Here is a 25984-nt window from a genome sequence, read left to right on the forward strand (position 1 = left end):
TCACAACAACGAATACCGGAGGCTGTATGCCGCTGCATAATTTAACGCGCTTTCCACGTCTGGAATTTATTGGCGCGCCAACGCCACTCGAATATCTTCCGCGCCTCTCAGATTACCTCGGGCGCGATATTTTCATTAAACGCGATGACGTCACGCCGATGGCTATGGGCGGCAATAAGCTGCGTAAGCTGGAGTTTCTGGCCGCAGACGCGCTGCGTGAAGGCGCGGATACGCTGATAACCGCGGGTGCGATTCAGTCTAACCACGTTCGTCAGACGGCGGCGGTCGCCGCTAAGCTTGGCCTGCACTGCGTGGCGCTGTTGGAAAATCCGATAGGCACCACTGCCGAAAACTATCTCACCAATGGCAACCGTCTGCTGTTGGACCTGTTTAATACGCAGATTGAAATGTGCGATGCGCTGACCGATCCGAATGCACAGCTGCAGGATCTGGCGACGCGGATTGAAGCGCAAGGGTTCCGCCCGTATGTGATCCCGGTTGGGGGTTCCAATGCACTGGGTGCGCTGGGCTATGTGGAAAGTGCGCTGGAAATTGCCCAACAGTGTGAAGGGGCCGTTTCGCTCTCTTCCGTAGTGGTGGCCTCGGGCAGTGCGGGAACCCATGCCGGACTGGCCGTGGGCCTGGAGCAATTGATGCCTGACGTCGAACTTATCGGCGTGACCGTCTCACGCAGCGTGGCGGATCAAAAGCCCAAAGTTGTTGCTCTGCAGCAGGATATTGCTCGGGAGCTGGAACTGACGGCCTCAGCGGAAATCCTGTTATGGGACGATTATTATGCGCCGGGATACGGTACGCCAAACGAAGAGGGCATGGAGGCGGTAAAACTGCTGGCGCGCCTAGAAGGTATTTTGTTGGATCCGGTGTATACCGGCAAGGCGATGGCGGGTCTGATTGATGGCATCAGCCAGAAACGCTTCAAGGATGAAGGGCCAATTCTCTTTATTCATACTGGTGGGGCACCTGCGCTGTTTGCCTACCATCCTCACGTGTAACGACCAGGTAGAAAAACGCTAATGCATGAAAGTATCCAACTGGTGATTGATTCTCTGCCGTATCTGCTCAAGGGCGCAGTTTTTACGCTGCAACTGAGTATCGGTGGGATGTTCTTTGGCCTCGTGCTGGGGTTTATCCTGGCGCTGATGCGTCTGTCGCCGCTGCTGCCTGTGCGCTGGCTGGCGCGCTTTTATATCTCTATCTTTCGCGGAACGCCGTTGATTGCCCAGCTGTTCATGATCTATTACGGTCTGCCGCAGTTTGGTATTGAGCTTGATCCGATTCCGGCGGCGATGATTGGCTTATCGCTTAATACGGCGGCCTACGCTGCGGAAACGCTGCGTGCGGCAATCTCCTCCATCGACAAAGGGCAGTGGGAAGCGGGTGCCAGTATTGGTATGACGCGGTGGCAAACCATGCGCCGGGCAATCCTGCCGCAGGCTGCGCGGGTTGCGCTCCCGCCGCTGAGTAACAGCTTTATCAGCCTGGTGAAGGACACCTCTCTGGCCGCGACTATTCAGGTACCGGAACTGTTCCGTCAGGCGCAGTTGATTACCTCGCGTACGCTGGAGGTATTCACGATGTATCTTGCAGCCTCGTTGATTTATTGGGTGATGGCGACGGTGCTTTCTGCACTGCAAAACTATTTTGAAGAGCAACTGAATCGCCAGGAGAGAGAGCCGAAATGAGTGCTATCGAAGTCAGAAACCTGGTCAAAAAATTCCATGGGCAAACGGTGCTGCATGGGATCGATCTTGACGTCAAACCCGGTGAAGTTGTGGCGATTATCGGGCCGAGCGGTTCGGGCAAAACGACGCTGCTGCGCAGCATTAATTTGCTGGAGCAACCGGAGGCGGGCACCATTAAGGTGGGTGAGATTACCATTGATACCGCGCGTTCGTTAACTCAGCAGAAAGGTCTGATTCGTCAGTTGCGCCAGCACGTGGGCTTTGTGTTCCAGAACTTTAATTTGTTCCCGCATCGCACGGTGCTGGAAAACATTATTGAAGGTCCGGTGATTGTTAAAGGCGAACCGAAAGCCGAAGCGACAGCCCGAGCGCGCGAACTGCTGGCGAAAGTCGGGTTAGCTGGTAAAGAAACCAGCTATCCGCGGCGTTTGTCCGGCGGGCAGCAGCAGCGCGTGGCTATTGCCCGGGCGTTGGCGATGCGACCTGAGGTTATTCTTTTTGATGAACCGACCTCCGCGCTTGATCCTGAACTGGTTGGTGAGGTACTTAATACCATCCGCCAACTGGCGCAGGAAAAACGCACCATGGTGATTGTGACGCATGAAATGAGCTTTGCGCGCGACGTTGCCGATCGGGCGATATTTATGGATCAAGGACGGATAGTGGAGCAGGGGCCAGCTAAATCCTTATTCACGCATCCGCAGCAACCGCGAACCCGTCAGTTTCTTGAAAAGTTTCTGATGCAATAAATAGTGCATGCAGCACTCGTCGAAATTGTTTTTTGGCGAGTGCTGTTCGCATAACTATTTATAATTATTGCTTTATTATTAACTCCCAATACTTTTACTTCCTGCCGTCGTTGAGTAATGCTCAAGTAATTGACCATTTGTCCGATAATTTGCATATATAAAATACATTTATGTGTTAGCTTGTTTCATATGTTTGGATGATTATCAATCTCAGGGGTATTACCACTTAGTATGCAGGGTCATGATTTCTTCACCTGGCGACGGAGTATGCTGTTACGCTTTCAGGAAATGGCGACGGCAGAGGATGTCTATAATGAATTACAACAACAGACGCAGCATTTAGAGTTCGATTTTTACGCGCTCTGTGTTCGTCATCCCGTACCTTTTACCCGACCTAAAACGTCGCTTCACACGACCTATCCCAAAGCATGGGTGGCGCATTATCAGTCCGAGAATTATTTCGCTATTGATCCGGTGCTGAAGCCTGAAAACTTCAGTCAGGGGCATTTACCCTGGAACGATACCTTATTTCGCGATGCACAGCCCCTGTGGGATGCCGCGCGCAATCACGGTTTACGTAAAGGGATGACGCAATGCTTAATGTTGCCTAATCGGGCGTTGGGTTTTTTATCGGTATCGCGTGCGAGTGTCCGTAATAGTCGCTTTGCAAACGATGAGGTAGAGCTCAGGATGCAACTGCTGGTGCGGGAAAGCTTGTCGGTACTGACGCGGCTGCAAGATGACATGGTCATGGCGCCAGAGATGCGCTTTAGCAAGCGGGAAAAAGAGATATTGAAATGGACGGCAGAGGGGAAAACCTCTTCAGAGATAGCGATAATTCTGTCGATTTCTGAAAATACCGTTAACTTTCACCAGAAAAATATGCAAAAGAAATTTAATGCACCCAACAAAACGCAGATCGCCTGTTATGCCGCGGCAACCGGGCTGATCTGAGTAAATCATCGTTCTGAGTGTCAGACGCAAACCCGGCTGAGAGCATCGCTGTCAGCCGGGTTCTTATTACTGGCGGTAGGCCTGTTTAATTTGCTTAACAGTGCTGGAAAATACCGCAGCCTGTGATTGATCTTCAATCAGCGCGATCTGTTTTTCCATTTTAAGAATCACGCGCCCTGCATCGGCTTGGCCCATTGCCTGCAGCATCAGCGTTAACATGGCTTTCAGGCAGGTGACTTCGTTGGCCAGTTCCTGGTTATTCTCAGCAGTGGAAAAGTCAGGCGTACTCATTTATTTTCCTCGTTATGTTTCAATGAAAAAGTGCGATGTCAAATCTTAAGGCGCCGGAGTATACCATAAGCGAGGCTAAAAATATCAGCGGTTGTTTTCTGCGCAAACATAAGCCGCGGACATTAAAATAAACAACATGTTGCACTGCATATATTTTCTCCATCTGTTGTTTATTTCGAGTATTTTACTCGTTAATTATTGTTACAACTTTAGCTGACTATTTTGCATTCAACGGATGAATATGATTTTTTTGTCACTATTCTGAAACAGCTATGCAGATATAACCGTGGCAAAAGGTTGCCATAACAGAAAGTTTCCACTCGTCGTACCTTCTAATTTCCAAAAACGAGAGCAAAATCGAAAGACGGCGATTTTTACATTTCAAAGTTGAGATAAAACCCGTTAACATAGGACCGATTAACTATCGGTAGCGTTATCCCTATTCTGGAGATATTCCTTTGATCAACGTTTTTCTTGTTGATGACCACGAACTGGTGCGCGCAGGGATACGACGCATTCTTGAAGATATAAAAGGCATTAAAGTTGTCGGCGAGGCGTGCTGCGGTGAAGATGCGGTAAAATGGTGCCGCTCAAATTCCGTTGATGTTGTGCTGATGGACATGAATATGCCCGGTATTGGTGGCCTTGAGGCAACGCGTAAAATTGCGCGTTCAACGGCTGATATTAAAGTGATCATGCTGACTGTCCATACCGAAAACCCGTTACCTGCAAAAGTCATGCAGGCGGGAGCCGCGGGCTATCTCAGTAAGGGGGCTGCGCCCCAGGAGGTCGTGAGTGCGATTCGTTCGGTTTATTCTGGCCAACGTTATATTGCCTCCGATATCGCTCAGCAGATGGCGCTTAGCCAGATTGAGCCTGAGAAAACGGAAACCCCGTTTGCCAGTTTGTCTGAACGTGAGTTGCAGATTATGCTGATGATCACCAAAGGTCAGAAGGTCAATGAGATCTCAGAGCAACTGAATCTTAGTCCTAAAACGGTGAACAGCTATCGCTATCGAATGTTCAGTAAATTAAACATTCACGGCGATGTTGAGCTGACTCACCTGGCAATTCGCCATGGCCTGTGTAATGCGGAGACATTAACAAGCCAGTGACCGATCAGTTTGATGCCAAAGCGTTCCTGAAAACCGTGACCAGTCAGCCCGGCGTTTATCGTATGTATGATGACGCCGGGACGGTCATCTACGTCGGGAAAGCGAAAGACCTGAAAAAAAGGCTTTCCAGCTACTTCCGTAGCAACCTCGCATCGCGTAAGACCGAAGCACTGGTCGCGCAAATACAGCAGATTGATGTTACGGTAACGCACACCGAAACCGAGGCGTTATTGCTTGAGCACAACTACATCAAGCTGTATCAGCCGCGTTATAACGTTTTGCTGCGCGACGATAAATCCTATCCTTTTATTTTCCTCAGCGGCGATACCCATCCTCGTCTGGCAATGCATCGTGGGGCCAAGCATGCCAAAGGCGAGTACTTTGGACCGTTTCCTAACGGCTACGCCGTACGCGAAACGTTGGCGTTGCTGCAGAAAATCTTCCCTATTCGTCAGTGCGAAAATAGTGTTTATCGCAATCGCTCGCGGCCCTGTCTGCAATATCAGATTGGCCGCTGCCTCGGTCCGTGTGTGGCGGGCCTGGTGAGTGAGGAAGAGTATGCGCAGCAGGTTGATTACGTTCGTCTGTTCCTGTCCGGAAAAGACGATCAGGTATTAACGCAACTGATCGCCCGGATGGAAAAAGCCAGCCAGAATCTCGAGTTTGAAGAGGCTGCCCGCATTCGTGACCAAATTCAGGCCGTACGCCGCGTGACCGAAAAACAGTTTGTCTCTAATACCGGAGACGATCTGGACGTCATCGGCGTGGCGTTTGACGCTGGCATGGCCTGTGTGCACGTGCTGTTTATTCGCCAGGGTAAAGTGTTAGGCAGTCGTAGCTATTTCCCGAAAGTACCAGGTGGAACAGAACTCGGCGAGGTCGTTGAAACCTTTGTCGGACAGTTTTATCTGCAGGGAAGTCAGATGCGCACCTTACCCGGTGAGATCCTGCTCGATTTTAATCTTAGCGATAAAACCCTGCTGGCAGACTCTCTGTCTGAGCTGGCCGGGCGGAAGATCAACGTTCAGACGAAACCGCGAGGCGATCGCGCGCGGTATCTGAAGCTGGCGCGTACCAACGCGGCGGTGGCGTTAACCACAAAACTTTCCCAGCAGTCGACCATTACTCAACGCCTGACGGCGCTGGCATCAGTACTCAAGTTACCCGCAGTGAAACGCATGGAGTGCTTTGATATCAGCCACACGATGGGCGAGCAGACGGTAGCCTCCTGCGTGGTATTCGATGCCAATGGACCACTGCGCGCCGAGTATCGCCGCTATAACATCACGGGTATTACGCCGGGTGATGATTATGCGGCAATGAATCAGGTTCTCCGTCGGCGCTACGGTAAGTCGATTGAAGAAAGTAAGATTCCGGACGTCATATTGATCGACGGTGGGAAAGGTCAACTGGGGCAGGCGAAAGCCGTGTTTGCTGAGCTGGACGTTCCCTGGGACAAACAGCACCCGCTTTTGTTGGGCGTGGCAAAAGGGGCCGATCGTAAAGCTGGTCTGGAAACGTTGTTCTTTGAGCCGGAAGGTGAGGGCTTTAGCCTTCCGCCGGATTCGCCTGCATTGCACGTTATCCAGCATATCCGCGATGAATCTCACGATCATGCAATTAGCGGGCACCGTAAAAAACGGGCGAAGGTGAAAAGTACCAGCACGCTGGAGACTATTGAAGGTGTCGGGCCGAAGCGTCGGCAGATGTTGTTGAAATATATGGGCGGTTTGCAAGGTCTTCGTAACGCGAGTATTGAAGAAATTGCAAAAGTGCCGGGTATTTCGCAAGCTCTGGCAGAAAAGATCTTCTACTCGTTGAAACATTAGGCCCTCTGTAGCAACATAGGGGTAATTTTACTGACAACAGATAGTTATCCGTCATATGCAATTTAATATCCCTACGTTGCTCACGCTGTTTCGCGTCATCCTGATCCCATTCTTTGTATTGGCTTTTTATCTGCCATTCACCTGGGCTCCCTTCGTTTGTGCGCTGATCTTCTGTATTGCGGCGGTCACCGACTGGTTTGACGGCTATCTGGCGCGTCGCTGGAACCAAAGCACGCGTTTTGGCGCCTTCCTCGATCCGGTCGCTGATAAGGTACTGGTGGCTATCGCGATGGTGCTGGTGACCGAGCACTATCACAGTTGGTGGGTAACGCTTCCTGCCGCCACGATGATCGCGCGTGAAATTATTATCTCTGCGCTGCGTGAGTGGATGGCTGAACTGGGTAAACGTAGCAGTGTGGCGGTGTCCTGGATCGGCAAAGTGAAAACCACTTCGCAAATGGCCGCGCTCGCATGGCTGCTGTGGCGTCCAAATATTTGGGTAGAGTACGCCGGGATCGCACTTTTCTTCGTCGCCGCGATACTGACGTTGTGGTCAATGTTCCAGTATTTGAGCGCTGCGTGGGGAGATTTGCTTGAACAGTGATCGTTTCGGCGCAAATTTCAGCAAACGATCGTCAGTGGTGAAAAATATCGTTGACTCATTGCGTCAGGTAAGTAGAATGCAACGCATCGAACGGCAGCACTGATTGCCAGACGATAACAAAATCAAGTGATTAACAAAGTTACTTGGTGATGCGGGAATAGCTCAGTTGGTAGAGCACGACCTTGCCAAGGTCGGGGTCGCGAGTTCGAGTCTCGTTTCCCGCTCCAAATTAAAGACATCGGCAATAGCGGATGTCGGCTGAAAAGCCAGAAGATTTCGGCGCGTTAGCAAAGCGGTTATGTAGCGGATTGCAAATCCGTCTAGTCCGGTTCGACTCCGGAACGCGCCTCCAATTTCTTCCCGAGCCCGGATGGTGGAATCGGTAGACACAAGGGATTTAAAATCCCTCGGCGTTCGCGCTGTGTGGGTTCAAGTCCCACTCCGGGTACCATGGGAAAGAAAAGAATAATCAAAGCAATAAGCAGTGTCGTGAAACCACCTACGGGTGGTTTTTTTGTGCCTGAAATTTCTCGCTTCTCGCTCAGCGAACCTTCAAGCTCAGAAATCCCCTGGCTTTCATCCTATGTACATCACAGGCATTTGGGGTGTAACGCAAGCATATCACCCTGACGGGCTCAACATAGATACGCCAACGCTATTGCAACTCTTACCGGTCTATTTGCACCATCAGTATGCGGCGAACTACAGGTTAGATGAAAACAAGCAGAGTCACTATCAGCGTGCAGCATGAACTCTTAAGGCCTGTCAGCCAGTCGTTGAGATAGATTTTCTGATACATATGAAACTCTCCCTGTTTTGAAATTCTCTTTTATGATTCCAGAAGTCAGGAGGGGCGGCTACAGGTCATGAGAGATAAACGTTCGCAGCCGAGGGGCCTCGAAGACCATTTATTCGACAAAACTCAACGCGTAATCCGGGGATGAGTACTTCTGAGTCACGGAGACTTAAGGCTGAAATGTGAAGCTGTACATCTTTGCGACCATCGGAGGGGGAGATAAGGCCTTTACCGCTCTTGCAGTCAAAGGCTTTGACAATTCCTGTCATTTTACGAGACAAAAAAATTCCTTAAAGCTAATAACGTGTTGCACTATACACATACCCCTGGATAATGCCAGAAATATTTTTCAGCTATCGTGAGATCTGGATAGCTAAAATAAACATTGATTATTATATACGCCCGTGCGTTAATGGTCGCGTCGGTTTGAAGAACAGACAAAATACAAAGTAGTTTACTAAAGCAGTTCTCATTTCAGGTGTTTTATATTTATCCCTTCTTTGAGTCTCCCCACTAAGCACTAAGTAGTTTCTGTAATAAAACCATGTTCGCCGGAAGGCCAAATTAAGGAATACAAAATGTCAAAAAAGATGAATGGTTTAGTAAAATGGTTTAATGCCGATAAGGGATTCGGTTTTATTTCTCCTGTTGACGGTAGTAAAGATTTATTTGTACATTTTTCTGCTATCCAGAGCGATAATTTCCGCACCTTGTTTGAAGGGCAAAAAGTCTCTTACTCCATTGAGAATGGTACTAAAGGTCCGGTTGCTGGCAATGTAGTTATTACAGAGTAAATCCTTTTTTTGTCTGTATGCGATAACGAAGAAGGCTAAAGCCTGAGTAGACATACTGACAGAAGCAATGGATGTATTGTTGGGTCAGTAGAGATGAAATGTTACTGATCCGGCATTCAGGGCAACGGTCAGCATATTTCATCTCTCTTTTGCATGAGAAAGTATGCTGACCATTGTGAGTACGTGTAGGTTCGCTGCACAAAAAGTCTAACCGCTTGCTTTGCACGACAACGTATGCAAGGGGATAGCTTTTCCCAGATCTCACCATAATTTTTATTTTTTAAATATGAAAATACTAAACCCGCAGCCAGCGGGTTTTCTGTTATCTGTAGCTTGATAAATATTAAAATACAGAGGTGGTGATTCTGTTCCAGAAATAGAGTCTAAAACGGATTCAGGCTGCTTCTTTTTGGTTTGTCTGGAATACTTTATTGCAATGAGGACAGATTAAAAGAGAACCTTTTTGTACTCTTGAAAAACTGTGTTCAGATTGTTGGGTACAGTTTGGGCAGGTGCATTTGACAAGATAGTTGCGGCGTGATTTAGAGTCTTTACGTTCTGACATAGGCTTTTCCTTGAGTGGATGAACTTCAACCATACCCTAATTCGTCCAAAAAATCTTAACTTTATGATGTTTTGGATATGTAAATATAAAGAAAAGGTATCGCAAAGAGCCTGATGATAAGGGCGGCTTCCCAAATTTAATTCTGTAATCCTCAATCTTCCTGGCTGCGTGGTTCAAATAAAAATACGAAAAGATTGCTCAGACAGTATTTTCCAAAAGGAGCTGGCTTATCGGTTCGCAGCCAGCAAAGAATTAACATTGTTGCATCCAGTGGTTGAACGCCCAGCAAAAAGCGGACGTTTGTGAGCTCAGGAAAAAAGGACGCTATATTTTTGCCTGATTGACGCGGGATGAAAGCTCCTGATGGCTCTCTTTTCGTTCGCTGTAGCGATCGGCAAGGTAATCGGTTTGCCCCTTGAGCAGCAGCGTGATTTTAAACAACTCCTCGGCGACATCGACGATACGATCATACCAGGACGAAGGTTTCATTCGCCCGTTCTCATCGAATTCTTGCCAGGCTTTGGCTACTGAGGACTGGTTAGGGATCGTGAACATCCTCATCCAGCGCCCAAGGATACGCATCTGGTTCACGGCGTTAAAAGACTGCGACCCGCCGCAGACCTGCATCACCGCCAGTGTTTTTCCCTGTGAAGGGCGAACGGCCCCTTCGCTTAAGGGGATCCAGTCGATCTGTGCCTTCATCACCGCACTCATTGCCCCATGCCGCTCTGGGGAACTCCACACCATCCCATCACACCATCTGACCAGCTCGCGCAGCTCGGTGACTTTTGGGTGCGTATCTGGGGCATCATCCGGCAGGGGTAAACCTGAGGGATTAAACAGTCTTACTTCCGCCCCCATTGCCGTCAGCAGGCGTCCCGCTTCTTCTGCGGCAAAGCGACTGTAAGAACGCTCTCTTACCGAGCCATACAGGATCAGTATGCGTGGCGGCTCCTGGAGCTGCAGGCGTTCAGCAATCTGCTGATCGAAGCAATCAGCATTCAGTGCAGGAAAGTGTTCCATTTTTTACTCCTTCGGGAAGTTCTGTGATTTCAAAATAAACACATATGATTTATCATATATGTATTCTAAAGGGAACGGAGTAAAAAATGCTACAGCCAGTTCAGCTTTTTAAAATCCTGTCGGATGAAACCCGTCTCGCCATTGTTATGCTTCTCCGGGAATCCGGCGAACTGTGCGTGTGCGATATATGCGCGGCGACCTCTGAATCACAGCCTAAAATTTCTCGCCACATGGCTATTCTGCGTGAAGCAGAGCTGGTGCTTGACCGCCGGGAAGGCAAATGGATTCACTACCGTCTGTCTCCCCACATGCCAGCGTGGGCCGCTGAGACGATCACGACGTCCTGGCAGTGTCTGAGGAAAGATGTGGGTGAATGGCTGAAAAAATCAGCCTGCACATCCTGTTGAGAGAATTTTTCACATACATATAATCATATATAAAGGAATCTAAAATGCTTTTGGCAGGGAGTATTTTTATACTGACGCTGGTCCTGGTCATCTGGCAGCCCAGAGGTCTCAGCATTGGCTGGAGCGCAAGTATCGGAGCCTTACTGGCACTGGGGACGGGGGTCATCCACATTGATGATATTCCCGTAGTCTGGAATATCGTCTGGAACGCAACAGCGGCATTCATCGCGGTGATTATCATCAGCCTGCTCCTCGATGAGTCCGGTTTCTTTGAATGGGCCGCGCTGCATGTCTCCCGCTGGGGTAACGGGCGTGGTCGCCTGCTGTTTACCTGGATAATACTGCTTGGCGCTGCTGTTGCTGCGCTGTTTGCTAACGACGGTGCAGCACTGATACTGACGCCGATTGTGATTGCGATGCTGCTCGCCCTGGGGTTCAGCCAGGCGACGACGCTGGCCTTTGTCATGGCTGCAGGATTTATCGCAGATACTGCCAGCCTGCCGCTGATTGTCTCTAACCTGGTCAATATTGTCTCGGCGGATTTCTTCAGCCTGGGCTTTACACAGTATGCCTCCGTGATGGTCCCTGTAAACCTGGCGGCCATTGCTGCCACGCTGGTCATGCTCCATCTCTTCTTCCGCCGCGATATCCCGGCCAGTTATGACGTTTCACTGCTCAAGATGCCTGCCAGTGCGATTAAAGATCCGGCGACGTTCAGGGCGGGCTGGATTGTTCTGCTGTTCCTGCTGGTCGGTTTCTTTGTTCTGGAGCCGCTGGGGATCCCAGTAAGCGCGATAGCAGCAGTTGGGGCTGCGGTGCTGTTCGTGGTAGCCAAGCGTGGCCACGCCATTAATACCGGGAAAGTGCTGCGCGGGGCGCCCTGGCAGATCGTGATTTTCTCGCTGGGTATGTATATGGTCGTCTACGGCCTGCGTAATGCAGGACTCACCGAGTATCTTTCTGCTGTACTCAATATGCTGGCAGACAAAGGTTTATGGGCTGCCACGTTCGGTACCGGCTTCCTGACTGCCTTCCTGTCGTCTGTGATGAACAATATGCCGACGGTGCTGATTGGTGCATTGTCCATTGACGGGAGTGCTGCGACCGGCGTCGTCAAAGAGGCGATGATTTATGCCAATGTGATTGGCTGCGATTTAGGTCCTAAAATCACCCCGATAGGCAGTCTGGCAACTCTGCTGTGGCTTCATGTGTTGGCACAGAAAAATATGACCATCACCTGGGGATATTACTTCCGCACTGGCATTATCATGACTCTGCCCGTGCTGTTCGTCACTCTGGCCGCGCTGGCGTGGCGGCTCTCTGTCACTTTGTAATGAGATACTGATATGAGCAACATTACCATCTATCACAACCCGGCCTGTGGCACCTCACGTAACACGCTGGAGATGATCCGTAACAGCGGTAACGAACCAACTATTATTTATTATCTCGATACGCCCCCGACTCGTGATGAACTGACCAAACTGATTTCAGATATGGGCATTTCAGTACGCGCATTGCTGCGTAAGAACGTTGAACCTTATGAGCAGCTGGGTCTTGATGAAGATAAGTTTTCTGATGAGCAGTTGATCGATTTTATGATTCAGCATCCGATCCTGATTAATCGGCCGATTGTAGTGACGCCGCTTGGCACGCGTCTTTGTCGTCCCTCAGAAATTGTGCTGGATATTTTACCTGAAGGTCAGAAAGGCTCTTTTACCAAAGAGGATGGCGAAAAGGTCATTGACGAAACAGGGAAACGGGTTAAGTAATCTTTCCGCTTAATATTATCGGGAGCCTGTTTAACTTCATACCGGGGTCTGCTCTTGGCTGATAACCCTCATAGAACAATCAAAGCAATAAGCAGTGTCGCGAAACCACCTACGGGTGGTTTTTTTGTGCCGGCTTTTGACGAACCATAGATATTTTGCGTCAAGTAAGCCTGCCAGATACGTTAAGCCGCCCGCTACACACTCCCCATTGCCAATCAATCTATCGACGAATCGGTGCATTAAACATAAACCTTCCCCGGGCAGGGTTGTTGATAAAGCCATCCCGGGCGGGATTATAGTTGTGGTCCTGAAAACCATTCATCATGATGGGATCGCCTATGCCATCCTGAATCGCCAAATGTCTGTGGATTCGGTTACGTGCCCTGAATGTGAAAGCGAAATCATCCGTCCCGCCAATGATGATGACGCCATTTCCTGCAAGAAGTGCCGCGCTTAACTCTTGCTCTCTTGCGGCCTGGTTTTGTAACGCGCTGGCTGCGGCAGACGATGACGCCAGCAGCAATACGAGGACGGCGCATGAAAATACCGGTGGCAGTTTCATGATTAATACCCATTAAAAGTATGGCTATTAAAGTATAGTCTTATGTCGTCATCTCATCTGAATAGAAAATGAACAGTTTAAGCCTGTTGCCTGTACGGAGTCTGAGGGGGTGGGAGAGGAGTGCCGCGCAATTAAGAACTATAATAAAAACAGTCGACAGATGATGACTCCAGTTTACAGATAGTACCGATACAGGGGGCGGTTATGCGCGTCTCATTTTCTCCGCGAGTTGCGTTCACCGCATTGCTTATTTTTAGCTTTGCAGTATCCCCGGCGGAAAAAGGAGGGCCATTTTCGCCGTACGCCAGGAGCGCGGATCCTGTTGCATTGTCGCAGCAGTCATTCAATCACATGACCTCTTACCAGGTTATGATGCGATCCTCATCTGCGCATGATGAAAATAAAATCATTCGCTACAGTTATCAAAAACCCGGCTACGTGCGAATGGATTTTACCCAGCCGCATTCTGGCGCGGTGCTTATTTTTAATCCTGTCAGCGGGAAAGTGACTCTATGGCCATTTGGTGTGGGTACGTTGCCCGTTTTGCACCTGTCGCCCACCAATTCATTGATCCAGGATGAGCGAGATCATCGGGTGGATCGCTCTGATATCGGCGTGTTGTTGGGCAATGTTCGCCATCTGCAACGCGGGGGAACAACTACCATTGTTGCTAAGGAGCGCCTTGCGGGACGGGAGACGACACACATATCCGTAATGGGGCCAGGAAAACAGACCGTAGATGGCGTTCACCGCTACGACATCTGGCTGGATAATTATCACGGACTCCCTGCCAAAGTGATCAGCTATGCGCCAGATGGGCAGCGATTAGAAACTGTTCTTCTGGATGCTATGGTTATTAACACCCGTTTCCCCGTCAATTTTTTCACGCCTTGAGGGAGCCTGCACTATGGCTGACTATCAGTTTTCCACAGTCTGGCGGGTTGAGGCTTCAATTCAGGAGGTATGGGATGTTTTTTCCCATCCGGATAGCTGGCCTGAATGGTGGGGAAGTCTGGAACGCATCGTTGAGATAAGGAAAGGGGATTTACGGGGTATTGGGGCGTTGCATCGTTATACCTGGAAAGGGGCGCTTCCTTATCGCTTAACCTTTGATATCAATGTGTTGAAAATACGGCCTTGCACATTGCTTGAAGGACAAGCCAGCGGCGCGGTGGAAGGGCGAGGGGTATGGTCTTTTACTGCCAATGGTACAGCGACTATTGTCAGATATGACTGGAATGTGCGTACCACGATCCGCTGGATGAATTATCTTGCCCCGCTGGCAGCACCTGTATTTCGCTGGAATCACAATACGGTCATGCGCGAGGGGGCAAGAGGGTTAGCCCGCAAACTGGCAACGACTGTGTATATAGTCTGAACGTATCTCCGCTGCTGTACTTTTTTGCTTGTAAATGGCTTAATAGCGACCTTGCAGTTTCTCACTTCATTCACAGTTAACAGGTCTGTTATTGATGAATAATCTCCATCGACTCGCCTTTTTATGCCAGCCTCTGTCTGCTGTGATGATCGCGTACGGTTTCCCCTTTAGCCGTAGCTCAACTCTTACAATCTGGACAGACAGCAATGCAACGTCGTCAGTTTCTCAAAAATAGCGTTCTCCTTTCCGCCGCCGGATTAGTCGGCCCTGCAGTCATTAGCCAGACGGTACGTGCCGCTGAGCCATCCGTTGCGCCAATAGCTCGTCGACGCTTTGTCTTATCTCAAACGTATAAACTTAATCCTCCTAAGGGATCGAGCGGCGTGGTGAAACTGTGGATCCCGCTACCGGTGGATACCGCGTTTCAACAAATGACAGCGCTTGCCTTTAGCGGAAACTATAAGCAGGCGTACGTCACCACCAATAATACCTACGGCGCGAAAACGCTGTTTGCCACCTGGGCTGACTCGCAGGGTGAATTGTTGGTTAACGTTGATATCAACATTGAAACCGCCGACTGGGAACCGCTGAAGCAGGACGCGCTGAAAAACTGGCAGGCACCTGAGCAGATTATTTATCCGCTGGATGTAAAACCGTATCTGTTGCCGACGGCACATACCCCAGTTGATGGACTGGTCCTGGAAACCGCGCGTAAAATCACCGGTAATGAGCAGGATCCGCTGAAAAAAGCGCGCCTGATTTACGAATGGGTCAGCAGCCATATGGAGCGTGACAATGACGTTATTGGCTGCGGCACGGGGGATGTGGCAGAGATATTAAAAAGCGGTAAGCTCAAAGGAAAATGCACCGACATGAGCTCCGTTTTTGTTGCTCTGGCGCGGGCCAGCGGTATTCCGGCGCGCGAACTGTTTGGCATCCGTCTGGGCAAGGCCAATAAGCTCGAACGTTACTCGAAAAGTGCTTTTGGCACAGCCGACAGTGCAGGCGTTGCCAATGTGAGCGGCGGTCAACACTGCCGTGCTGAGTTCTATCTGGCAGGTTACGGTTGGTTACCGTGCGATCCTGCTGACGTGACCAAAATGCGTCTGGCAGAGAAAAAAACGCATCAGGATGCCGATGTCCAGGCGGTTAACGCTTACCTGTTTGGTAACTGGGAAATGAACTGGGTTGGATTCAACTACGGGCGTGATTTCGAGTTGTATCCGGCAACGGAGCAGGGGGCCATGAATAACTTTGGTTATCCTTACGCTGAAGTCGATGGCGACCCGATCAATTTTTATGATCCTAAAGCGTTCTCCTACAGCTATGTCGCCACAGAACAACGCTAAAGGTGCGGGGCTTACCCTGTTGACGGCTGCTGCGGCCGCCGTCACCGCTGGCTTATGCTGTGTTGGACCGCTACTTTACCTGCTGTTTGGTATTTCGGCGGCGAGCTTCGCCGTTTTCACCCGGTTTGAGTTTTTGCGAACTCCTCTGGTACTGCTGTCCCTGGGATTATTACTGCGTGTCTTCTGGCGGCTCTATTTTTCCAAACGGTTGTGGTGCTCCGGGTGGTTAACTCTGAAGCAAGCGCGCGTTCTCTACTGGTGCGCGCTGGCATTGATTTTACCGGTGCTATTTTACCCAACGCTTGTTGCCTGGTTTTATGAGGTATTTGAATGAAGATCTTCGCGTTAGTTGCATGCTTGCTGTTGCCGCTGTGGGCTCAGGCGGCCAATCAAAAAGTGGTGCTGGATATACAAAATATGACCTGCTCGTTATGCGTTATTTCGGTCAATCAGGCGCTACGTGAAACCGACGGCGTGATTAAAGCAAAATCCTCTCTCAAAACCCGGCAGGCAGAAGCCATCGTGCCAGAAGGTTTCCCAACCGATACTCTACTTAACGCAGTAGCGAAAACGGGCTATACCGCAACGCTCAACCGTATTGAACAACAGTAAACCACCTGCGGGTGGTTTTATTGTGTTTTCCCGGTATGATGCCCGGCGGCTTAGTGTTCTCTTTTGTGCGTTAACTACCGGAATTCCCCTCTTTTCCTGTTAACCTGAACAGGCGGCTGCTGTAAGCCGCATATGCCCATTTATATCTGTTATCCCTCCAGCCATGTAGGATGATCACAGGCAAGATTTTTTGACTAAGGAAAAGCGTTATGAAAACGGGACCATTAAACGAGAGCGAACTGGAATGGCTGGATGATGTACTGACTAAGTACAATACGGATAAGGCTATTCTGGATGTGTCAGAACTGGATGGTTTACTGACGGCGGTACTGAGTTCACCGTATGAAATTGAACCGGAGCAGTGGCTGGTCGCTATTTGGGGCGGCGCGCAGTATGTTCCTCGCTGGTCCTCCGAAAAAGAAATGACGCGTTTCATGAACCTGGCGTTTCAACATATGGCGGATACGGCCGATCGCCTGGATGAATATCCTGAGCAGTTTGAGCCGCTGTTTGGTTTGCGTGAAATTGACGAGCATGAACTGACCATCGTTGAAGAGTGGTGTTTTGGTTATATGCGCGGCGTCGCGCTGTCGGACTGGTCCGCGTTACCAGACTCGTTAAAACCGGCGCTCGAGGCTATTGCGCTGCACGGTACGGAAGAAAACTTTGCGGTCGTTGAGAAAATGACGCCAGAAGCGTTCGAAGAGAGCGTGGATGCCATCCGCCTGGCGGCGCTGGATCTGCATGCTTACTGGATGGCGCATCCCCAGGAAACGCCGATTAAAGTACCGGTCAAAGTGGATGCCAAGGTAGGGCGCAATGACCCTTGTCCGTGCGGTAGCGGTAAAAAATATAAGCAGTGCTGCTTGCATTAAGAAAAAGGGGCGTTAAGCCCCTTTTGTTTTAACCCACTTCCGGTAGTAATCCTGCTGCAATAGAAAACTGTACGGCTATCACCACAATGCCGCACAAAAATACCAGCGCCAGCGCCGGAGCACCCCCTGCCACGCGATATTTAGCCTGTGGATTCTGTTTTCTGCTCTGCCATGCCAGCATCGAGGGAATGAGCAGCGCCAGCACCGCCAGGGCAACGCCCGCATACCCCAGGGCCATGACGAAACCACGCGGATAGAACAGCGCGAATGCCAGCGGCGGCAGGAAGGTCACCACGCCGGTTTGCATTCTTCCTGCTACGGTATTGCGGCGCTGGAAGAGGTCGGCCAGGTAGTCAAATAATCCCAATGCGACGCCGAGGAAAGAGGTTGCCAGCGCAAGGTCGGCAAACAGATGCACCGCCAGTTCGACGTGCGGCGAAGCCACGACTTCACGTAATGCTTGTAATAAACCGTTTAAACCAGCGTGGTTGGCTAACAGCCCCATGAACGTTGAGGAGTTAATACTGCCAAGCGTGGCCAGTTGCCAGAAGATATAGGCGACTAGCGGAATGGCACTACCGGTGATAAACACCCAACGCAGTTTACGGATGTTACCGTTCATATAGCTGACGATACTGGGGACGCTGCCGTGAAAACCGAACGAAGTGAAGATAACCGGGATTGCAGACAGTGCCAGCCCCTGCTGAAGCGGTAACGTAAGCAGGTTTACTTTATGGATATGCGGCATTAACAGGGCCAGCATCACCACCAGGAAGATTATCTTGGCACTGAACAACAGACGGTTGAACAGATCGACCAAAGATGTGCCAACGCAAACCACGCCACCGGCAACAAAGGTGAACAGCAGTACGCCTGTTGTCGGGGAGAGCGTTGTCCCGGTCCAGTCGCTGATGCTGGAAGCCAGCAACTCACCAGCGCCACTGATATACGCCGCCGTCAGCGCGTACATTAAAAACATCATGCTAAAGCCCGTTACCCATTGTCCGTAACGACCAAGATAACGTTTTGCCAGCGTACCCAACCCTGTGTCTGCTGGTACGTGTTGATACACTTCAAGCAGCAACAGCGCGGTGTAGCACATTAGCGCCCAAAGACTCACTAACAATACCAGCGTGACGCTAAACCCCACGCCTGCCGCGGCCAGGGGCATTGCCAACATACCGGCACCAATCGTGGTTCCCGCCACGATAAAAATACTACCCAGGGTTCTGTTTTTCACGCTTTCCTCTGTCCCAGAGATAATCAACGGTTATATCTGCGGCGCAGGTTAAGGCAAAACGCTATTTTCGTCAAATCACCGTTACAATGAATGTACATTAATCTTTACGATGTTTGGCGCGTTAAGATGTATCACAAATGATATTTATCTGCGGGTAAACCTGCGTTAGCGCAAAGCAAGGCCGTGCCGTTCACATTAGGCTACGGACTTTATTTAGGAGGTAGTATGGAATCTATTCACGGTCACGAAGTGCTCAACATGATGATTGAATCTGGCGAGCAGTATTCAAATGCCAGCCTTGAAGCGGCGATTACGGCACGGTTTGGCGAGCAGGCTCGTTTTCACACCTGTTCTGCGGCGGATATGTCGGCAGCTGAGCTGGTGGCGTTTTTAGCGGCGAAGGGAAAGTTTATTGCAAAAGAAGACGGCTTCTCTACGCACGAAAGCAAGATCTGCCGTCACTGATTTTAGCGGGTAATGATGGCGGGTTGCCTTCATTACCCCACAACATTAATTCTGTGTATCAAGCGTAGCCAGTTCTTTATCGATGAAATAAAGACCTTCGCCACTTTTCCCTGCCAGCGATAACTTATCAATGACAGATTTAAATAATTTTTCTTCTTCATGCTGCTCGGCAACATACCATTGCAGGAAATTAAACGTCGGATAATCCTGATGGGTCATTGCCGCGTGTGCCAGCTCATTAATTTTCTGGGTGATCAACTGCTCGTGTTCGTAAGTAACACGGAACAGTTCGTCCAGAGACGCATATTCAGCAAAGGGGGAAGGAACGGTGTTAATACACGGCAAGCTGCCGGTATCGGTCAGGTAGTCAAACAGACGCTGCATATGCGTCATCTCTTCCTGGGCGTGACGGCGCAGGAACGCGGCGGCACCTTCAAAGCTGTGATAGCTGCACCACGCGCTCATCTGTTGGTAGAGCAGAGATGAATATAATTCAAGGTTCATTTGCTCATTCAGTTGGTCGATCATTTCTGTTTTCAGCATGGTTGTGCTCCACAAACGTTATTATATATTAGCGTGGCGTCACTATAATTTGTTATTTAATTATTTGCAAAAGGTAAAATAATAAATTTATTTATTAAAAATGCGAATGGGAATAAAACGCATTAACGCTATTAAGCGGAGAATATAAATAATGAAAAGGCAGAAGACCAGCAATAATGTGCTGGTCGAAAATATTAATAATTGAAGGCAGGCGATTGGGATACCGCAACGCCGTGACACTGCCAGGCGAGCGTGATTTTGGTATTTAAACACAGAGAACCGGCATATACGCTACAGGTTGATACCGGCTGACCAAACGCCATTGCGTTGGCATAACCCAGGCGCTGACACTCTTTGGTGGCTGTGCCTTGGGTCACGTAATCATCGGTACGCGCCGTTTGTAGCATGGCCTGGTTGTAGGTCAGGCGAACGACGCCGGTGATGGCACTGGCTTCGCTGACCTGCGCCTGTTTAGTAATAGTGCATCCTGTCAGCACGAGCGGCAAAAGGGCAAGGATAAAGGTCTTCATGTGATCGCTCTGAAAGTTCGGAGATAGGCTATCATGGCATATGTGGTGGCGCATCAATGGCTTGAATAGCCCGAAGATCACCTGCGATTAATCGCAACGACGTCATTTTATTGAGGCTATTCTGAGCTGTCTCAGAAAAAATGTGAGCACCTCATTATTTTATAAAACAAAATTTCATTAAATTTGAAAGTGAGTTTGCAAAATAGTAATGTGGCCTGAATGTTATGACTTTCAGCGGGCCTCCGCAGCGCATTCAGGAGATTACAGAATGAAAATTGCATTGATGATGGAAAACAGCCAGGCAAGCAAAAATGCCATCATTCATAACGAGCTTAAAGCCGTTGCGGATGAGAAAGGTTTTCCAGTGTATAACGTCGGGATGAGCGACGAAAATGACCATCATCTGACCTACATCCATTTAGGGATTATGGCCAGCATCCTGCTCAATTCCAAAGCCGTGGATTTTGTGGTTACGGGTTGCGGTACGGGTCAGGGGGCAATGATGTCACTGAATATACATCCGGGCGTGGTGTGTGGTTACTGTCTCGATCCGGCAGACGCATTCTTGTTCTCTCAGATCAACAACGGGAATGCGCTTTCTCTGGCATTCGCCAAAGGTTTTGGCTGGGGTGCTGAGCTGAATGTACGCTATATGTTTGAAAAAGCATTCACTGGTCGTAACGGCGAAGGGTATCCACCAGAGCGTAAAGAGCCGCAGGTGCGTAACGCGGGTATTCTGAACCAGGTGAAAGCGGCGGTGGTAAAAGAAAACTATCTGGACACTCTGCGCGCTATCGATCCTGAACTGGTAAAAACCGCCGTATCTGGTCCGCGCTTCCAGCAGTGCTTCTTTGAAAACTGCCAGGACAAAGCGATCGAAGCGTTTGTACGCGAGATAGTTGGCTAAATCCTGTTGGCCCGGCGGTGTTCGCCTGCCGGGCTATTTGCTCTTGTTAGAAACCGCGCTTCCAGCATCATGGGCAAGCCGCAGCGTATCAACCATACCTACCAGACAAATAATCGCAATAGCGACAAAGGCCAGCCGGAAACTGATCCCCGGAATATTGCCTAACGCCAGCCATTCACTCACCTCATCGCCGATACGAATTCCGATAGCGGCCAATGAAATGCCCAAGCCTACCGCTAATTGTGTTGCCGTACTGAACAGCGTATTGGCGTAGCTCATTTGTGGTCCGGGGACGTCCGCAAAGGCAAGCGTGCTGATGCCGGTAAACTGAATTGAGCGGAACACGCCGCCCAGATACAACACCAACAAAATAACCCACACCGGGGTCTGCGGCGTAATTAATGCGCAGGCCAACAGCGCCAGGACGTTTAGCGCACCGTTGATTAACAGCAGTTTCTTAAAGCCCAGCCAGCGTATCAACGGCGTGGTGGCAGGTTTTATCGTCAGATTGCCCACAAACACCGCCAGAACCAGCGAACCCGCGTGAAAAGCGTTCATGCCAAAACCGACCTGGAACATTAACGGCAGCAGAAATGGTACAGCGCTAATAGATGCACGAAATAGCGACCCGCCGTACAGGGTGACGCGAAAAGTAGGGACGCTCATGGCATCAAGACGAATCATCGGCCAGGTAGTGCGACGAAAATGATGCAGGGCAAACAGAAAGGTCGCGGTTCCTAGCGCCAGAAGCCCGGCGGTTAGCCAGCCCTGCGGCTGCTGGGTTCCCAGTAACTCCATGGCATACACCAGGCTAACCATCGCAACAGAGGTCGCGATAAAACCCGCTATATCAAATGGACGGTGCTCGTCGTCATGAATATCCGGGATGAAACGTAGCGCCAGCGCGATCGCCAAAACTCCCAGCGGTACGTTAATAAAGAAGATCCAACGCCAGTTAGCATAGCTGGTAATGAATCCTCCAAGCGGTGGTCCGATGATAGGCGCGACTAACGCGGGCCAGGTCAGGGTCGCTATGGCGGTGATCAACTGATGTTTAGGCGTGGTGCGCAGTACCGCGAGACGGCCAACAGGAACCATTAGCGCGCCACCCACACCCTGTAAAATTCGCATTGCTACAAAGCTCTCAAGGCTTTCGGACAAACCGCATAAAACTGAAGCGAGAGTAAAAATCGCCAGCGCCAGGGTAAACACTTTTCGGGCGCCGAAGCGATCCGCAATCCAGCCGCTGGCGGGGATAAGCACCGCGAGGGTGATCAAGTAGGCGCTGATACCAATGTTCAGGTCTACCGCCTGTACGCCAAAGCTTTTGGCCATGTCGGGTAGGGCTGTGGCAATCACCGTGCCGTCAATAAATTCCATAAAGAAAGCCCCGGCAACAAGTAATGCTGCCGGGGAAAGACCGCGTTGGTTCTCAACCGCTAACTGTTCACTCATGTTGTGCTTGCCATCTCAAAAGAAACTGACTGGACCTTTTTTATTTTCAGCGCATTTGTAATGTGTGCGCGGCTATCGTTTCGATCGCTGAATAGGTACTATGACGACCTTTCTATAAGGAGCTCACTATGTCCCAAACATTGAATGCCGATCAGGAACTGCTCTCGGACGTTGTTGCCTGTCAGCTGGTTATCAAGCAAATTCTGGATGTTCTTGATGTTATTGCCCCGGTAGAAGTTCGGGAAAAAATGTCCAGCCAACTGAAAAACATCGATTTTTCCAGCCATCCTGCAGGGGCCGATCCGGTCACTATGCGCGCAATACAAAAAGCGGTTGCCTTGATCGAGTTGAAATTCACGCCGCAGAATGAATCCCACTAAAATAAACCGTTGTTTCAGGTTTTAGAAAGGTTTTTTTGCGCCTCGCAGAATGGGAGGCGCGTGCCAGGGAAAATCAGAGGTTGACCGGATAAGGTGCGCAGCATCGCTATCCGGCATTAACGCGATGAAAACTGAAGATTAGTGATGCTGGTAGTTAACGACGTTGAGCAAGTGCTTATCGGTTTGCGCCATGCACAACCCCGCGCGTTTGGCGCTGCGGACTTCATCAAGAATCGTCTGTAACAGCACGCCATCCTGCTGCTGCTCTTTTTCCAGATCGTGAAGAAAATCAATGGTTGGCGCATCGTTTAATGCTTCAGCTTCATTGGTTAAACGCGAGAGCTTACTCGAACGCTGCTGATATTCATCCAACGTTTTCTGAAACAATTCTTCAAGGGAACTCAGTTCATCACCCGGCACATCCATGGCCTTGACGATGGGATTAGCCCCGGCACTTTTCATAAAATTGAACATACGCATCATTTGAGTCACGTTACCTTGCGCCTGCGTGCGTAGAAACGTGGCTGTACCTGTCAGGCTATGCTCGTAGCACCATTCGCTGAGATGCAGGTAAAGATTCGAGGCGTAAAACTCGAGATTCATTTGTGTATTGAGTTTATGAACAATTCCAACTGCAGCCATATCAATATCCTTATTTCCAGAAAGGGGGATGTACGTTACTCACGCCAGTACAGCGGGCTGCCGCTGCACTTCACCTCTACGTACAATTAAAGCTGTTAGCAGAATAAATCCGTTCCGCCGGTCCTTTAGTGATCACGAATTATATTCGCTCCGTTCGAGATTCAGCATAACGCTTGCCCTGGTATAAGAAAATCCTTAAATCTGCGTATTTATGTTTTTTTACATATTGTCATAACAGTATTCATGCTTCTTCTGTTTTGGTATATAGATGACATGAATGTAAGAGGTTGAAATTTATGTTATTAAATGATTTTTATGATAATGAAATGGTGTTTCATATCACAAAATTAAATTCCACAATAAGGTATTGTCTGGCATCTGATGATTATCTGCCCAAGTTGAAAGGCAATTTCACGATCGGGATGGAGTAGTACAAATTATCTGATGGCTAATTTTTTGCGCCAGATCAGTTTTAATCAAATTGAGAAATTTAACAGTCTGCACTGGTCGTCATTAATTATTTCGTTTATGTGGATTAAGCAAGGAGTTACATATGAAGAAGGTTGCGGTGCTGCTGGCACCCGGTTTTGAAGAGGCGGAGGCGATTGTTACCCTTGATATTCTGCGTCGCCTGAATATCGAAGTCGAAACCCTGGCCTGCGCAGAGTCACGTGCGGTGGTGAGTTATCATGACGTACCGATGGTGATGGATAGCACGCTGGCCGCGCGCCAGACATATCTCTACGATGCCGTCGTATTGCCAGGCGGGCCGCAGGGCAGCGTTAATCTTGCCGCCAGTGAGGCGGTCATCCAGTTTGTATCCCGTCATGATCAGGCAGGAAAGCTCATTTGCCCGGTATGTTCTGCGGCCGCGCGCGTGTTGGGCGGCAACGGTCTGCTGAAGGGGCGTCGCTATGTTTGCTCAGGAGATCTGTGGCAAAACGTCACGGAAGGGGAATATATCGATGCGCCGGTTGTTGAAGATGGCAATCTGATTAGCGGCAAAGGATTAGGGCATATTTTCGATTTTGCGTTGACGCTTGCGGCGCGCCTGCTGGGAGATGACATTCCGGTTCGCGATCACGCTGACCACATTTATTACCGATGGTAATCATGTTCCCGAATGCTTCGGTATTCGGGAACAAGGATTCGTTGGCTGATGTTATGGATTAATCTGCTATCCCTCTTTTTTCCCGTCGACAAAACCGCGTTTTTTTATGTCATTTCCCGCTGAATTTATGTACGCAATTACTGTAATTCTGTGGTGTGATGCCGCTCTCTTATGGAGAATCAATTTCCCGCTAAAACTACTCTCAGCACTGGCATTGATCTTATCACTAAAAGGTAATGCCTTGTTTTACGTCCGAATTACAAAAAATCGTCTGATTTTACCCTACATAAAAGAACGTTAAAGCTGGAGTTAACCATGCACAAATTCACTAAAGCGCTGGCTGCCATCGGTCTGGCTGCCATTATGTCACAATCCGCTATCGCTGAATCCATGAAGCTCGGTTTCCTGGTCAAACAACCGGAAGAACCGTGGTTCCAGACTGAATGGAAATTTGCCGATAAAGCCGGTAAAGACCTTGGCTTTGAGGTGATTAAAATTGCCGTCCCGGATGGTGAGAAGACCCTTAACGCCATCGACAGCCTGGCTGCAAGTGGCGCAAAAGGGTTTGTGATTTGTACGCCGGACCCCAAACTCGGGCCTGCCATTATGGCCAAGGCGCGTGGCTACGATATGAAAGTCATTGCCGTCGATGACCAGTTTGCTAACGCCAAAGGTAAGCCGATGGATACCGTGCCGCTGGTGATGATGGCTGCAACCAAAATTGGTGAGCGCCAGGGCCAGGAGCTGTATAAGGAGATGCAAAAGCGCGGTTGGGATGTGAAATCCACAGCGGTAATGGCCATTACCGCGAATGAACTCGATACCGCGCGTCGCCGTACATCGGGTTCAATGGAAGCGCTTAAAGCCGCTGGCTTCCCGGAAAAACAGATCTACCAGGTCCCCACTAAATCGAATGATATCCCCGGGGCATTCGATGCCGCTAACTCCATGCTGGTTCAGCACCCTGAAGTCAAACACTGGCTGATTGTCGGCATGAACGACAACACCGTGCTGGGCGGCGTACGTGCGACCGAAGGGCAGGGCTTCAAAGCGCCGAATGTGATTGGTATCGGCATCAACGGCGTTGATGCCGTGAGCGAACTCTCCAAAGGCGAAGCGACCGGGTTCTACGGTTCACTCCTGCCAAGCCCGGACGTTCACGGCTACAAATCAAGTGAGATGCTCTACAACTGGGTAACGAAAGGTGCAGAGCCACCGGCGTTTACTGAAGTGACGGATGTGGTGCTGATTACCCGCGATAACTTTAAAGAAGAACTGGCGAAGAAAGGCTTAGGCGGTAAGTAACACAAATGCCGGATGTGACGCCAACGCG

General features: G+C 49.8%; 32 protein-coding genes, 3 tRNA genes and 1 pseudogene. 26 read left to right on the forward strand and 10 right to left on the reverse strand.

Annotated elements, in window-relative coordinates:
- The first annotated feature begins 26 nt into the window (after window positions 1-26).
- The 4 genes from dcyD (at window position 27) to sdiA (ending at window position 3406) form a co-directional block, all read left to right on the forward strand.
- Window positions 27-1013 carry a D-cysteine desulfhydrase gene (dcyD, locus tag HV243_RS10055; RefSeq protein WP_047358000.1) on the forward strand — a complete coding sequence of 329 codons (987 nt, stop codon included), beginning with the start codon at window positions 27-29 and terminating at the stop codon, window positions 1011-1013.
- Between the two features lie 21 nt (window positions 1014-1034).
- Window positions 1035-1703: a cystine ABC transporter permease gene (gene tcyL / locus HV243_RS10060; protein WP_003030474.1), complete on the forward strand. Its 669-nt coding sequence runs from the start codon at window positions 1035-1037 to the stop codon at window positions 1701-1703.
- Window positions 1700-2452: an L-cystine ABC transporter ATP-binding protein TcyN gene (tcyN, locus tag HV243_RS10065; protein ID WP_003030477.1), complete on the forward strand. Its 753-nt coding sequence runs from the start codon at window positions 1700-1702 to the stop codon at window positions 2450-2452. The genes tcyL and tcyN overlap by 4 nt, the downstream gene beginning before the upstream one ends.
- A gap of 231 nt (window positions 2453-2683) precedes the next feature.
- Window positions 2684-3406, forward strand: coding sequence for a transcriptional regulator SdiA (sdiA, locus tag HV243_RS10070; RefSeq protein WP_016156833.1), 723 nt, complete (start codon window positions 2684-2686; stop codon window positions 3404-3406).
- A gap of 66 nt (window positions 3407-3472) precedes the next feature.
- Here sdiA and HV243_RS10075 read toward each other — a convergent pair whose 3' ends face one another.
- Window positions 3473-3697 (reverse strand): DUF2594 family protein, encoded by a 225-nt coding sequence (locus tag HV243_RS10075; RefSeq protein ID WP_016153474.1) that lies wholly within the window; start codon window positions 3695-3697, stop codon window positions 3473-3475.
- Window positions 3698-4155: 458 nt separating this feature from the next.
- Between HV243_RS10075 and uvrY the strand changes: the two genes are divergently transcribed.
- The 6 genes from uvrY to HV243_RS10105 all read left to right on the forward strand — a co-directional run bounded on the left by uvrY (window position 4156) and on the right by HV243_RS10105 (window position 7696).
- On the forward strand, window positions 4156-4812 hold the full coding sequence (gene uvrY, locus HV243_RS10080) for a UvrY/SirA/GacA family response regulator transcription factor (RefSeq protein ID WP_006684079.1): 657 nt from the start codon (window positions 4156-4158) through the stop codon (window positions 4810-4812).
- Window positions 4809-6641, forward strand: a complete 1833-nt coding sequence (gene uvrC / locus HV243_RS10085; protein WP_053389331.1) for an excinuclease ABC subunit UvrC — start codon at window positions 4809-4811, stop codon at window positions 6639-6641. The genes uvrY and uvrC overlap by 4 nt, the downstream gene beginning before the upstream one ends.
- 55 nt (window positions 6642-6696) lie before the next feature.
- Complete coding sequence (pgsA, locus tag HV243_RS10090; protein ID WP_016153472.1) at window positions 6697-7245, forward strand: CDP-diacylglycerol--glycerol-3-phosphate 3-phosphatidyltransferase; 549 nt, start codon at window positions 6697-6699, stop codon at window positions 7243-7245.
- A 151-nt stretch (window positions 7246-7396) separates the two neighbouring features.
- A tRNA-Gly gene (locus tag HV243_RS10095) sits at window positions 7397-7472 on the forward strand.
- A gap of 51 nt (window positions 7473-7523) precedes the next feature.
- A tRNA-Cys gene (locus tag HV243_RS10100) sits at window positions 7524-7597 on the forward strand.
- Between the two features lie 12 nt (window positions 7598-7609).
- A tRNA-Leu gene (locus HV243_RS10105) sits at window positions 7610-7696 on the forward strand.
- A 413-nt stretch (window positions 7697-8109) separates the two neighbouring features.
- Here the strand turns inward: HV243_RS10105 and cspH are convergent.
- A complete protein-coding gene (gene cspH / locus HV243_RS10110) occupies window positions 8110-8322 on the reverse strand; it encodes a cold shock-like protein CspH (protein WP_049040548.1) in 213 nt (70 codons plus the stop codon).
- A gap of 297 nt (window positions 8323-8619) precedes the next feature.
- Here cspH and cspA point away from each other — a divergent pair, with 297 nt between their 5' ends.
- Window positions 8620-8835 carry an RNA chaperone/antiterminator CspA gene (gene cspA, locus HV243_RS10115; RefSeq protein ID WP_016153470.1) on the forward strand — a complete coding sequence of 72 codons (216 nt, stop codon included), beginning with the start codon at window positions 8620-8622 and terminating at the stop codon, window positions 8833-8835.
- A 394-nt stretch (window positions 8836-9229) separates the two neighbouring features.
- On the opposite strand, the gene HV243_RS10120 is transcribed toward cspA, so the two are convergent.
- The gene (locus HV243_RS10120; protein ID WP_162835200.1) at window positions 9230-9400 is read right to left on the reverse strand and encodes a YnfU family zinc-binding protein; all 171 of its coding nucleotides are present in this window, start codon (window positions 9398-9400) and stop codon (window positions 9230-9232) included.
- A gap of 131 nt (window positions 9401-9531) precedes the next feature.
- Between HV243_RS10120 and HV243_RS10125 the strand changes: the two are divergent.
- Window positions 9532-9666 (forward strand): annotated as a pseudogene (locus HV243_RS10125) (IS30 family transposase); the annotation flags it as partial.
- Window positions 9667-9724: 58 nt separating this feature from the next.
- Here HV243_RS10125 and arsH read toward each other — a convergent pair.
- Window positions 9725-10423 (reverse strand): arsenical resistance protein ArsH, encoded by a 699-nt coding sequence (gene arsH / locus HV243_RS10130; protein ID WP_016153469.1) that lies wholly within the window; start codon window positions 10421-10423, stop codon window positions 9725-9727.
- Window positions 10424-10509: 86 nt separating this feature from the next.
- On the opposite strand from arsH, the gene HV243_RS10135 reads away from it, so the two are divergent.
- Genes HV243_RS10135 through arsC form a run of 3 tightly spaced genes read left to right on the forward strand, consistent with a single transcriptional unit; the run spans window position 10510 to window position 12602 of the window.
- Window positions 10510-10830, forward strand: coding sequence for a transcriptional regulator (locus HV243_RS10135; RefSeq protein WP_016153468.1), 321 nt, complete (start codon window positions 10510-10512; stop codon window positions 10828-10830).
- A 44-nt stretch (window positions 10831-10874) separates the two neighbouring features.
- Window positions 10875-12164, forward strand: coding sequence for an arsenic transporter (locus tag HV243_RS10140; protein WP_053389506.1), 1290 nt, complete (start codon window positions 10875-10877; stop codon window positions 12162-12164).
- A gap of 12 nt (window positions 12165-12176) precedes the next feature.
- Window positions 12177-12602 carry a glutaredoxin-dependent arsenate reductase gene (arsC, locus tag HV243_RS10145; protein ID WP_019077061.1) on the forward strand — a complete coding sequence of 142 codons (426 nt, stop codon included), beginning with the start codon at window positions 12177-12179 and terminating at the stop codon, window positions 12600-12602.
- Window positions 12603-12822: 220 nt separating this feature from the next.
- Here arsC and HV243_RS10150 read toward each other — a convergent pair whose 3' ends face one another.
- Window positions 12823-13164, reverse strand: a complete 342-nt coding sequence (locus tag HV243_RS10150) for a hypothetical protein (protein WP_049040545.1) — start codon at window positions 13162-13164, stop codon at window positions 12823-12825.
- A gap of 204 nt (window positions 13165-13368) precedes the next feature.
- On the opposite strand from HV243_RS10150, the gene HV243_RS10155 reads away from it, so the two are divergent.
- The 6 genes from HV243_RS10155 (at window position 13369) to HV243_RS10180 (ending at window position 17378) form a co-directional block, all read left to right on the forward strand.
- Window positions 13369-14058: a DUF1571 domain-containing protein gene (locus HV243_RS10155; protein ID WP_053389505.1), complete on the forward strand. Its 690-nt coding sequence runs from the start codon at window positions 13369-13371 to the stop codon at window positions 14056-14058.
- Window positions 14059-14071: 13 nt separating this feature from the next.
- Complete coding sequence (locus HV243_RS10160) at window positions 14072-14542, forward strand: SRPBCC family protein (protein WP_053389504.1); 471 nt, start codon at window positions 14072-14074, stop codon at window positions 14540-14542.
- A gap of 206 nt (window positions 14543-14748) precedes the next feature.
- The gene (locus HV243_RS10165; protein ID WP_053389503.1) at window positions 14749-15891 is read left to right on the forward strand and encodes a transglutaminase domain-containing protein; all 1143 of its coding nucleotides are present in this window, start codon (window positions 14749-14751) and stop codon (window positions 15889-15891) included.
- The gene (locus HV243_RS10170; protein WP_016153461.1) at window positions 15869-16225 is read left to right on the forward strand and encodes a mercuric transporter MerT family protein; all 357 of its coding nucleotides are present in this window, start codon (window positions 15869-15871) and stop codon (window positions 16223-16225) included. The genes HV243_RS10165 and HV243_RS10170 overlap by 23 nt, the downstream gene beginning before the upstream one ends.
- Window positions 16222-16503, forward strand: a complete 282-nt coding sequence (locus HV243_RS10175; protein ID WP_016153460.1) for a heavy metal-associated domain-containing protein — start codon at window positions 16222-16224, stop codon at window positions 16501-16503. Before HV243_RS10170 ends, HV243_RS10175 begins: the two co-directional genes overlap by 4 nt.
- A 209-nt stretch (window positions 16504-16712) precedes the next feature.
- A complete protein-coding gene (locus HV243_RS10180; RefSeq protein ID WP_016153459.1) occupies window positions 16713-17378 on the forward strand; it encodes a YecA family protein in 666 nt (221 codons plus the stop codon).
- Between the two features lie 28 nt (window positions 17379-17406).
- On the opposite strand, the gene tyrP is transcribed toward HV243_RS10180, so the two are convergent.
- Window positions 17407-18618, reverse strand: a complete 1212-nt coding sequence (tyrP, locus tag HV243_RS10185) for a tyrosine transporter TyrP (RefSeq protein WP_019077056.1) — start codon at window positions 18616-18618, stop codon at window positions 17407-17409.
- Window positions 18619-18843: 225 nt separating this feature from the next.
- Here tyrP and HV243_RS10190 point away from each other — a divergent pair, with 225 nt between their 5' ends.
- Complete coding sequence (locus HV243_RS10190) at window positions 18844-19083, forward strand: YecH family metal-binding protein (RefSeq protein ID WP_016153457.1); 240 nt, start codon at window positions 18844-18846, stop codon at window positions 19081-19083.
- A 45-nt stretch (window positions 19084-19128) separates the two neighbouring features.
- On the opposite strand, the gene ftnA is transcribed toward HV243_RS10190, so the two are convergent.
- Complete coding sequence (ftnA, locus tag HV243_RS10195) at window positions 19129-19626, reverse strand: non-heme ferritin (protein WP_016153456.1); 498 nt, start codon at window positions 19624-19626, stop codon at window positions 19129-19131.
- Between the two features lie 194 nt (window positions 19627-19820).
- Entirely contained in the window at window positions 19821-20156 is a 336-nt protein-coding gene (locus HV243_RS10200; RefSeq protein ID WP_016153455.1) for a YecR-like lipofamily protein, read from the reverse strand.
- 268 nt (window positions 20157-20424) lie between these two features.
- Between HV243_RS10200 and HV243_RS10205 the strand changes: the two genes are divergently transcribed.
- Complete coding sequence (locus HV243_RS10205; RefSeq protein WP_016153454.1) at window positions 20425-21063, forward strand: RpiB/LacA/LacB family sugar-phosphate isomerase; 639 nt, start codon at window positions 20425-20427, stop codon at window positions 21061-21063.
- A gap of 33 nt (window positions 21064-21096) precedes the next feature.
- On the opposite strand, the gene HV243_RS10210 is transcribed toward HV243_RS10205, so the two are convergent.
- A complete protein-coding gene (locus tag HV243_RS10210; RefSeq protein ID WP_053389502.1) occupies window positions 21097-22518 on the reverse strand; it encodes an MFS transporter in 1422 nt (473 codons plus the stop codon).
- A 128-nt stretch (window positions 22519-22646) separates the two neighbouring features.
- Between HV243_RS10210 and HV243_RS10215 the strand changes: the two genes are divergently transcribed.
- On the forward strand, window positions 22647-22898 hold the full coding sequence (locus HV243_RS10215; protein WP_016153452.1) for a DUF2766 family protein: 252 nt from the start codon (window positions 22647-22649) through the stop codon (window positions 22896-22898).
- 138 nt (window positions 22899-23036) lie between these two features.
- Here HV243_RS10215 and HV243_RS10220 read toward each other — a convergent pair whose 3' ends face one another.
- Entirely contained in the window at window positions 23037-23540 is a 504-nt protein-coding gene (locus HV243_RS10220; protein ID WP_016153451.1) for a non-heme ferritin-like protein, read from the reverse strand.
- Between the two features lie 553 nt (window positions 23541-24093).
- Here HV243_RS10220 and HV243_RS10225 point away from each other — a divergent pair.
- Both HV243_RS10225 and HV243_RS10230 read left to right on the forward strand, forming a co-directional pair.
- A complete protein-coding gene (locus tag HV243_RS10225) occupies window positions 24094-24651 on the forward strand; it encodes a DJ-1/PfpI family protein (RefSeq protein ID WP_053389501.1) in 558 nt (185 codons plus the stop codon).
- A gap of 315 nt (window positions 24652-24966) precedes the next feature.
- Window positions 24967-25956 carry an arabinose ABC transporter substrate-binding protein gene (locus HV243_RS10230; RefSeq protein WP_003034602.1) on the forward strand — a complete coding sequence of 330 codons (990 nt, stop codon included), beginning with the start codon at window positions 24967-24969 and terminating at the stop codon, window positions 25954-25956.
- The last annotated feature ends 28 nt before the right edge of the window (window positions 25957-25984 follow it).

The sequence above is a fragment of the Citrobacter sp. RHBSTW-00599 genome, from assembly GCF_013784065.1.
In the GTDB taxonomy this organism is placed as follows: Bacteria; Pseudomonadota; Gammaproteobacteria; order Enterobacterales; family Enterobacteriaceae; genus Citrobacter; species Citrobacter braakii.